8 protein-coding genes and 2 pseudogenes are annotated in these 8622 nt (G+C 73.3%); 3 read left to right on the forward strand and 7 right to left on the reverse strand.

Annotation, left to right across the window (positions count from 1 at the left end; all coding sequences use genetic code 11):
* Nucleotides 1-116 precede the first annotated feature (116 nt).
* The 7 genes and pseudogenes from ACZ4VL_RS29615 to ACZ4VL_RS29645 all read right to left on the reverse strand — a co-directional run bounded on the left by ACZ4VL_RS29615 (nucleotide 117) and on the right by ACZ4VL_RS29645 (nucleotide 4719).
* Complete coding sequence (locus ACZ4VL_RS29615; protein WP_468205888.1) at nucleotides 117-824, reverse strand: hypothetical protein; 708 nt, start codon at nucleotides 822-824, stop codon at nucleotides 117-119.
* A 55-nt stretch (nucleotides 825-879) separates the two neighbouring features.
* Nucleotides 880-1437, reverse strand: a complete 558-nt coding sequence (locus tag ACZ4VL_RS29620; protein ID WP_468205907.1) for a DoxX family protein — start codon at nucleotides 1435-1437, stop codon at nucleotides 880-882.
* Nucleotides 1438-1551: 114 nt separating this feature from the next.
* Nucleotides 1552-2018 (reverse strand): annotated as a pseudogene (locus ACZ4VL_RS29625) (cupin domain-containing protein).
* A gap of 40 nt (nucleotides 2019-2058) precedes the next feature.
* Nucleotides 2059-2404 (reverse strand): annotated as a pseudogene (locus ACZ4VL_RS29630) (zinc ribbon domain-containing protein); the annotation flags it as partial.
* 71 nt (nucleotides 2405-2475) lie between these two features.
* A complete protein-coding gene (locus tag ACZ4VL_RS29635) occupies nucleotides 2476-3216 on the reverse strand; it encodes a spermidine synthase family protein (RefSeq protein WP_468205891.1) in 741 nt (246 codons plus the stop codon).
* Between the two features lie 73 nt (nucleotides 3217-3289).
* The gene (locus ACZ4VL_RS29640) at nucleotides 3290-3916 is read right to left on the reverse strand and encodes a GNAT family N-acetyltransferase (protein ID WP_468205894.1); all 627 of its coding nucleotides are present in this window, start codon (nucleotides 3914-3916) and stop codon (nucleotides 3290-3292) included.
* Between the two features lie 29 nt (nucleotides 3917-3945).
* The gene (locus ACZ4VL_RS29645; protein WP_468205895.1) at nucleotides 3946-4719 is read right to left on the reverse strand and encodes a DeoR/GlpR family DNA-binding transcription regulator; all 774 of its coding nucleotides are present in this window, start codon (nucleotides 4717-4719) and stop codon (nucleotides 3946-3948) included.
* A gap of 168 nt (nucleotides 4720-4887) precedes the next feature.
* Between ACZ4VL_RS29645 and ACZ4VL_RS29650 the strand changes: the two genes are divergently transcribed.
* The 3 genes from ACZ4VL_RS29650 (at nucleotide 4888) to ACZ4VL_RS29660 (ending at nucleotide 8483) form a co-directional block, all read left to right on the forward strand.
* Complete coding sequence (locus ACZ4VL_RS29650) at nucleotides 4888-6078, forward strand: MFS transporter (protein WP_468205898.1); 1191 nt, start codon at nucleotides 4888-4890, stop codon at nucleotides 6076-6078.
* A 14-nt stretch (nucleotides 6079-6092) separates the two neighbouring features.
* Nucleotides 6093-6722 carry an HAD family hydrolase gene (locus tag ACZ4VL_RS29655; protein ID WP_468205901.1) on the forward strand — a complete coding sequence of 210 codons (630 nt, stop codon included), beginning with the start codon at nucleotides 6093-6095 and terminating at the stop codon, nucleotides 6720-6722.
* A gap of 318 nt (nucleotides 6723-7040) precedes the next feature.
* Nucleotides 7041-8483 carry a hypothetical protein gene (locus tag ACZ4VL_RS29660; protein ID WP_468205904.1) on the forward strand — a complete coding sequence of 481 codons (1443 nt, stop codon included), beginning with the start codon at nucleotides 7041-7043 and terminating at the stop codon, nucleotides 8481-8483.
* The last annotated feature ends 139 nt before the right edge of the window (nucleotides 8484-8622 follow it).

An 8622-nucleotide genomic window follows, 5' to 3' on the forward strand; every position in this document is an offset into this window, starting at 1 on the left:
CGACGCACGCCGATAGCTGACGTGCAGTCACGATGATGGAACATCATTCCGGTTACCGCCAAATTGGCCAAATATTTCCGGCCATGGCGACCTGAACCCGCGAGATTTACCGTGCGTCACCCGCCCGCGATCTCGACGCCGGCCGCGAGCATCCGGGCGATTACCTGCTCGGCGAGCTCCTCGTGGCAGATCAGCAACTCCATGGGGCGCTCGCCCTTCGTGACGATCGCGTAGCCGCTGCCCGCGACCTCCAGCTGCCATGAGTCCCGCTCGGTGGTCCACATGGGGGCGTACGCGGCGAGGTCCGGCCCGGTGTCGGGGCGAGGTCCGGCCCGGAGGGTCACCGCGGGCAGATGTCCGTCCGGGCCGGCAGGTGGGAGCAGGAGTCCGGGATACCGGTGCGCGTCCAGGGCCTCCCGCACCTCGTCGGCGGGATGGCCGAACAGGTCGATGCCGTCGAGGGCGACGGGGGCCGCCACAGGGCCGTGCCACGACGGCCGGAAGCCGCCCCGCCGCACGGTGACCTCGGCCAGCGGAAGGCCGTCGGGGGACCGGTTGTCCGAGGACGGGCCGTCCAGGGGCGGGGCCTGCGAAGGCGGGGCTTCCGAGAGCGGGGCTTGCGAGGTTGGGGCGTCTGCGCGGGCCGTCACGGTGAGGTCGCACCAGCGGACCGAGTACCCCCACCCGGTGCCCGGCTCCCGGTCCTCCTCGACCGGGCCCAGGCGGGCCAGCACCTCCCGGGCGGCGAGCCCGTCCGTACCGAAGCGGAGGGTGCCGGCACCGTTCGGCAGGAACAGCCCGGTCTCGGGCAGCAGTTCGATCATCCGCAGATCGTCCCGCCCGCCGCAGCCGCTCGGCAACCGGGCGGGCCGGTGCGCGCTATGCGCCGTTGCCGGGGCGCCCGTCCTGCCGGGCGGCGGCCGCCTGCGCGGCCTCCATCGCCGCGATGCGCCGCTTGACCACCACCGTGGCGGCGGCCGCGCTGAAGGTGAACGCGGCCAGCAGGACCGCGGGCCGGTCCAGCCGGTGCCGGGTCAGGTGGTCGACCGAGAAGCATCCGGGCCCGGAGACCCCGAGCGCTGCGGAGACGAAGCCGAGGAACGCCGGGTACTCGAAGCCGCCGCCCTGTGCGAAGAAGCCCGCCGGTGCGTGCACCGATACGGCCCCGGCCATGGCGCCGGCCGCGGCGGCGCCCGCCGCCGGGGTCGCGAGCCCCAGGGCGAGGAGGGCGCCGCCGCCGGCCTCGCCGAGGCCGGCGGCCAGGGCGCTCGGGCGTCCGGGGGTGAAGCCCATCTGCTCCATGGCCCGGGCGGTGCCGTCGAGGCCGGCCCCGCCGAACCAGCCGAACAGCTTCTGCGTGCCGTGCGCGATCAGCACGCCGCCCGTTCCGATGCGCAGGGCGAGCAGTCCGAGGTCCTTGCGTCGGGTCAGCGGCATGGGGGAGGCCTTTCGGACGAGGAGCACTCACGGCAGGATCGGTCCGCTCCCCCCGGCGCCCGCGGCCCCACACCGTGCACCCGGCGGAGCCCCACCGAATGGCCGACGGGCCGGTCAGGCGCGTCCGCGGGCCAGGGCCTCCCCCCAGACCCTGCTGGTGCCGAAGTGGTTGTCGTACAGCTCCTGCACCTCGAGGATGCTCTCCACCGGGACCTTGCCGAACCGTATGCGCTCCAGGTGCCGGAAGTACTCGAAGCGCTCGATGCCCGGAGTGATCACGACGAGCATGTCGGCCGTCTCCCCGGGGGCCGCCGCGAAGGCGTGCTGGGTGCCCGGCGGGACGGCCACGAGGTCGCCCTGCTCCGCCGTGACCACCTGGTCGCCGGAGAGCAGGAGGGCGGTGCCGTCCAGCACGTAGAACATCTCGCCCCCTCGGCGAGGGTGACCCGCATGGTGGAGAGCGCGCCGCCAGTGGCGCTGCTGTCGGCGAGCAGACGGTTCGTCACGGAGGTTCCGGCGCCGATGACTTCGGCGTCGGCGGCCCGGACGACGACCGTGTCGTCGAAGTCGGGAAGGAGCAGTGACGTGAGTCCTCCCCCTCATGGATGAGGGGGCTTCTCGCTATGCCGGTTGGGCTTCGCGACGGACCAGCCCGGCCCGTAGAACGTTCAGAGCGCCCACCGTGTCCGCGTGCGCCTGGTGGCCGCAGCCAACGCAGTGGAACTTCTCCCGTGTGGGCCGGTTCTCCCCTGAGACGTGCCCGCATGCGGGACAGGTCCGGGAGGTGTTGCGGGGGTCCACGGCGATCATTTCCCGTCCGGCGCTTTCAGCCCTGGCGTTCAGGACCGCGAGGAACACCCCCCCATCCGGCATCGTTGATTGAGCAGTTCAGCCCGGCCTTCGCGCTCGCGGCGTTGGGCAGAAATCTGCCCGGCCGACCGGGGTCGGGTTTCGGCACGGGGGCCTTGCCTCAAGGCCGGGATTCCCTGCGAAGATCAAGGGATGGATCCCCCTGAGTCGGTCGGGCCGTGGACGGGACTACCCGGCTGTCCGCCGGTCGTCGGTGCGGTCCGCGGGTCCGTGGTCGGGCGCCGGCCTGCGGGCCAGGTGGACCACGTCGGGCACCCCGCGGGCCACCTGGACCTCCTGCGTCCGCACGGAGTCGAACCCGGCTTCGCGCAGGGCCCGTTCGAAGGCGGGGGAGGGCTGCGCCGACCAGACGGCGAGGACCCCGCCCGGGTTGAGCCGGTCCCGGCAGGAGGCCAGTCCGGCGGGGGAGTACAGCCCCTGGTTCTCCTCGTCCACCGTCCAGTCCGGGCCGTTGTCGATGTCCAGACAGAGCGCGTCGTACCGGTCGGCGGAATCCGTCAGGTACGCCGCCAGATCGGTGTGCAGGACCGTCGTCCGCGGGTCGGCGAGGGCCTCGGCGGACACCGCGCCGAGCGGGCCCGTCCGGTGCCATTCGATGATCGCGTCCTCCCGTTCGACGACGGCGATCCGGCCCCAGCCCTGCTGCGCGGCGGCGTGCGCGAGCGAGAAGCCGACGCCGAGCCCGCCGATCAGCACGGACGGCGCGGGCGCGCCGGGCGGCGGGTCGAGGGCGAGGTACGCGGCGTCGACCAGCAGCCGCTCGGACCTGCCGTCGGAGGTGTCCATCAGGAAGCAGCCGTTCGCGATGATCTCGTACGCGGCCCCCCGGCGCCGCAGCACGACCTCGCCGAACGGGCCTTCCCGGCGGTCCAGCGTCTCGGGGACGTCCGGTGTCACTAATGCCTTCATGCGAGGTTCAACGAGGCCCGCGGGACGGGTGTTCCGGCCGGATCACACGAACATGTCCCGCGCCCTCCCCACCTCAGCCCCCCGGGCGTCCTGCTTCCCCCGCACGCCCCGCGGGCGGGGGATCGCCCTGCACACGGGCGTGCAGGTGCTCGTCGTGCCAGCCGTCCGCGTGCAGCAGGGCGCTGCGCAGGGTGCCCTCCAGGGCGAAGCCCGCACGGGTCGCCACCGCGCAGGAGGCGGTGTTGGCGACGGAGTGGGTGATGCGGAGCCGGTGCAGGCCCAGGTCCTCCAGTGCCCAGCGGCTGACCCGGACGACGGCCTCGGCCATGGCCCCGCGGCCGCGGCCCGCGGGAAGGAGCCAGTACACGAACTCCGCGCTGCCGCCGCGGAGGTCGACGTCGGCCAGGCCGACGAGGCCGACGGGGCGGCCGCCGTGCGGCTCGGCGACGGCCCAGACGACGGTCTTCTCGGCCTGCCGGCGGGCCTCCCACCGGGCGATCCGCTCGCGTGCCGCGTCCGGGGTCAGGTGTCCGGGCCGGTTCCAGTGCTGGACGTCCGGGTCGTGGCAGGACTCCGCGAGGACCGGCGCGTCGTCGGGCGCCCACGGGCGCAGTTCGAGGCCGCAGGATAACGGGAAGACGGGATGTCCGGCTCCGGCCAGGCGGCCCGGGAGCACGACGTCGGGTATGGGAACGATCACTCCGGCATCATGCCAGAGCGCTGCGGTCCTCAGTCCTCCTCCGGGGCCGGGTGCAGGACGTCGACGCCCCGGTCCCGCAGGGCGTCGACCGCCGGGGAGTCGGCGGGGGCGTCGGTGACGACGAGGGTGACCTGCTCGATCGGGCAGATGCGGCCCAGCGCCGTACGGCCCAGCTTGTCGGCGGTGGCGACGAGCACCACCCGCTGTGCCGCGGCCACGGCGGCCCGCTTCACCTGGACGTCGTCGAGGTCGTAGGCGGTGGCGCCCTGCACCGGGTCCACCCCGCAGCAGCCCAGCACGAACGTGTCGAAGCACAGCTCACCGAGGGTCCGGACGGCGGTGGGCCCGTGGAAGGAGAGCTCCTCGGCGCGGACCTGACCTCCCGGCATCACCAGTCGGATGCCGGGTTGGTCGGAGAGGGCGAACGCGGCGTGCAGCGAGAGCGGGGCGACGGTGAGTCGGCGGCCGGCCATGGCCCGGGCGACCGCGACGGCGGTGGTGCCGGTGTCCAGGGCCACGGTCTCGCCGTCCGTCAGCAGCCCGACCACGGTGCGGGCCAGCCGCTCCTTGGCCGGGGTCCCGGACAGGGCGCGGACCGCGTACGGCGGTTCGACGCCGCCGGTCCGGCTGCTCACGGCGCCGCCCCGCACCCGGCGGAGCGCGCCGCGGGACTCCAGGACCTCCAGGTCCCGGCGGACGGTCATCTCGGACGCACCGGTGGCCCGGGCCAGTTCGGCCACCGTCGCGCGGTTCTGCTGCACGAGCAGCTCCACGACGAACTTGTGCCTCTCCCTCACGTTCATGTGTCTGCTTTTAGCACAGCCGGGTCGGGAGGGCCCTCGGAGGGGGTTCCGAACAATGATTCTGTTGAAACGAACATTCTTGATGTTTATTGTGTGCGCAAAGATGTGAAGTCGGCGCTGCATTGAACACCACGTGTGTTCGCAGCGCCATGGACGAGGGGAGGGGCGATGTCCGCCACCAGTGAGGCCGAGCGGCCGGAGGTCTCGGGGAGCCGCCTCCTCGGGCCGGTCGCGATCGCCGCCTCGTGTGCCGCGTTCGTCGTGATCGGTGCGCTCCAGGCGCTCTACGGCCCCGCGATCCCGGCACTGAGGGAGGAGTACGGCATCAGCCCCGCCGCGGCCGGGCTCGGCCTCAGCGCCCACTTCGCCGGCGCGCTCCTGGGCGTACTCGCCTACCACCTGCTGCGCCGGCGCCTGAACGACCGGGCGCTGCTCGGCGGTTCCTACGTGCTCACGGCCGCGGGCGCGGCGGGCTTCGCGCTCGCGCCGGGCTGGGTCACGGCCCTGGCCGGCGCCTTCGTGACCGGACTGGGCTTCGGCGGCATCGACTACGGCCTCAACCACCTCTTCGCCATCGGCTTCGGCCACCGCAGCACCGCCATGCTCAACCTGCTCAACGGGCACTTCGGTATCGGCGCCATCGCCGGCCCGGCCCTGATCGGCCGACTCGGCGCGGACGCCTACCCGGGGATCTTCCTCGGCCTGGCCGCGGTCAGCCTGCTGATCCCGCTCACCCTGGGCGGCGTGGCCCCGCGGGAGCCCGAACCGCCCGTGGCAGAGGGGCGGTCCGCGGGGGGTGTCCGGGTGCTGCCGGTCATCGCCGGGTTCATCGGCGTCTACGTGCTGCACGTCGCCATCGAGACCGGCGTCGGCGGCTGGGAGCCCACCCACCTCGAAGCCGCCGGGTACGGGGCGGCCACCGCGGCCACCGCCACCTCCGCCTACTGGGCCGCCATGACGGCGGGCCGGTTCCTCGTCGTACCGATCGGGCTGCGCTGCTCCGCGCCGTCGATCCTGGCCGTCTGCTGCGCGGGCATGGCGGGATTCCTCCTGCTGGCCACCGTCCCGGTGCTCGCCCCGTACGCGTACGTCGGCGTCGGCCTCGCGATCGCCCCCGTCTTCCCGACCTGCCTGCCCTGGCTGAACCGGGCCGTGCCCGGGGTGGCCTCGGCCGGGGCGTACGTGATCGCCGCCTCGATGGTCGGCGGCGTCGCTTTTCCGCCCCTGCTCGGCGCGGTGATCGACGCGCTGGGGGTGGACGCGGTACCCCTGGTGCTGTTCGGACTCGCCGTTGCCTGCGCCGCCCTGAGCCTCTGGCTGCGCAGGAACGCCCCCCTGCACGGATCCCGGGGAAAGTGAGGTACCGCCGGAAGATGGGAAACCGAAAAGTGGAAGCCGTCCTCTTCGACATGTTCGGCGTGATCGCCCGCCTCCAGTCGCCCGGGTCCCGGGCCGTACTGGAGCGCACGGCCGGCGCCGACCCCGACCGCTTCTGGGAGGCGTACTGGTCGCGGCGCCCCCCGTACGACCGGGGTGAGGTGACCGGACCGGCCTACTGGGCGGGCGTCTGCGCCCAGCTCGGCATCCCGCTCGACGACCGCCTGGTCGGGGAGCTGATCGCCGCCGACCTCGCCAGTTGGAGCGAGGTCGACCGGCGCAGCGTGGACCTGCTGGGTGCGCTCGCCGGTCGGGGGGTCGTCCTCGGGCTCCTCTCCAACATCCCCGAGGAACTCGCGGCCCGGTACGAGGCCACCCAGCCCTGGCTGGACCGGTTCGCGGTCGTCGGGCTCTCCTGCCGGATCGGCAGTGCGAAGCCCGAACCGGGCGCGTACGCATGGTGTGTTCGGGAACTCGGGCTGGCGGCCGAGGAGATCCTGTTCGTCGACGACAACGTCGAGAACGTCCGGGCTGCGCGTGAACTCGGCTTCCGCGGCCATGTGTTCACGTCCCACGAGGCGCTCGCGGTCGAGCTTGAGGCCGCGCTGGAGATCCGGCTGGGGTGACCCGGGGGTGTGGGTCGGGGTGGGCCGCGCGGGCGGTCCCTCGCGCCGCGCGGGCGGCAACACGCAGCGGATTGCGCCGACTTCGGCGGCGCGGCGCGGGGCTCCGGCCGGGGGTCGAGCGGCGGGGTTGTGCCGACCCTGCGGCCGGAACCGGCTGATCCGTTACGTACGGCGACGGTCCGGCACACAGGCTGTCGATCGTGATCCTTCGGTCGGGGTGGCCGAATATCGCTGTTGTGGTGGACATGCCTGTCATGATCGCTTCTCACGTTACTTGTCGGTAGCGTAACTTCCCCCCAACCAGAAGGTCTTACGTACGTGCGCATGCTCGCCAGACGCCTCCTGCTGCCCGGCATCACCACGCTGGCGCTCACCGTCACCGGCTGCTCCTCGGCCACGCACACCGGGGCCGCGGGCCCCACCGACCCGGCCAACCCCACCCCCGTGGCCGACGGCACGCAGCAGCTCGAGGTCGCCGCCGCCCCGGAGGGCACGCCCGCACCGGCCGGGATCGCCCGCGTCGGGGCCGGCAAGGGCACCCCGGAGAAGGCCGCGCTCAAGGTCGCCTCCTTCGACCAGAAGACCGGCCGCGCCGTCATAGCCTCGGCCCCGCAGGGCCCCACCCCCTCGAAGAACCCGCCGAGCACCAAGGGACCGCAGAACGCGCCCGGTTCGTCCGCCTCGCCGAGCCAGTCCCCGGCGGCCGACAAGCCCGTCGCCGTGGGCGACGTCATCGCCAGCGCCCCCGCCCCCGGCGCCCCCAACGGCCTCCTCGCGAAGGTCACCGAGGTCGTCGGCAAGACCGACCGCGGCACCGAGGTCAAGACCGCCCCCACGACGCTGGCCTCGGTCCTGAACGACGACAAGGCCGACGGCAAGGTCCCCGTCGACCCGTCCGCGGTCACGGTCGAACCCCTGATGAAGGGCGTCACCTTCTCCTGGGCCAAGACCGGCGGCATGAAGTTCGGCCCCGAGGGCGGGAAGCTGCCCCTCGGCAACCTGCGGCTCGACGTGAACGCCCCGATCGAGACCGCCCCCGGCGCCCCCGTCTCGGCCGGCGCCTCGGTCAACGGATTCGTCCAGCTCGCCCCGACCGTGGAGTTCGCCTACGACGGCTCGGGCGGCGTCGGCCCGCGCACCGCCTTCCTCGGCATGAGCGGCGACTGGTCCTCGCAGTGGAGCCTCAAGGGGCACGCCGCCGCGAGCACCGGATCGCCCAAGCGGATCCCGTTCGCGAAGCTGCACACCGCGCCCGTCATCCAGGTGGGCCCCGTCCCCGTCGTCGTCAACCTCGACCTGACCTGCTACGTCCAGGTGGAGGCCGACGGCCGCGTCACCCTGGAGGTCAGCCAGGACGTCAAGGGCGACTTCCGCGTCGGCGGCAGCTACGCCACCGGCAAGGGCTGGAGCCCGGTCAGCACCTCGAACGTCAAGAGCACCCCGGTGAAGGCCGAGGTCACCGCCTCCGGCAAGGTCAAGGGCGCCCTCGGCGCCGAGGCCTCCATCGGCCTGTACGGGGCCGTCGGCGTCTCCGCGGACTTCGCCCCGTACCTGCGCGGCGAGGCCGAGGCCAAGGCCTCCGCGTCGACCGACGGCAAGACCTCCGTCAGCGGCGCCTGGGCCCTCTACGGAGGCTTCGACCTGAGCGGCAACCTCCAGCTCCAGCTGTCCCTGTTCGGCACGCCGCTGTTCGAGCGCAAGATCCCCCTGGGATCGCTCAACCGCGAGTGGCCGCTGGTCTCGGGCCGCACCGCCGGCTGACCCGACCGACCCGACGGTCCCTGAGAGGGGGGGGGGGGGGGGGGGGAGGGGGGGGGGGGGGGAAAGCCACCCCCCTGCCTGTGGTGGGGGCTCAGCTGACCCTCGTCCCCCAACCCCAGAAGGAGAGAGGGGGCAAGAA

The organism is Streptomyces sp. NPDC029014, from assembly GCF_055564695.1.

Bases quoted from the DNA above. Each gene is read 5' to 3' on its own strand.
- ACZ4VL_RS29615 (WP_468205888.1), bottom strand. From the start codon at position 824: ATGATCGAACTGCTGCCCGAGACCGGGCTGTTCCTGCCGAACGGTGCC.
- ACZ4VL_RS29655 (WP_468205901.1), top strand. From the start codon at position 6,093: ATGGGAAACCGAAAAGTGGAAGCCGTCCTCTTCGACATGTTCGGCGTG.
- ACZ4VL_RS29650 (WP_468205898.1), top strand. From the start codon at position 4,888: ATGTCCGCCACCAGTGAGGCCGAGCGGCCGGAGGTCTCGGGGAGCCGC.
- ACZ4VL_RS29635 (WP_468205891.1), bottom strand. From the start codon at position 3,216: ATGAAGGCATTAGTGACACCGGACGTCCCCGAGACGCTGGACCGCCGG.
- ACZ4VL_RS29645 (WP_468205895.1), bottom strand. From the start codon at position 4,719: ATGAACGTGAGGGAGAGGCACAAGTTCGTCGTGGAGCTGCTCGTGCAG.
- ACZ4VL_RS29620 (WP_468205907.1), bottom strand. From the start codon at position 1,437: ATGCCGCTGACCCGACGCAAGGACCTCGGACTGCTCGCCCTGCGCATC.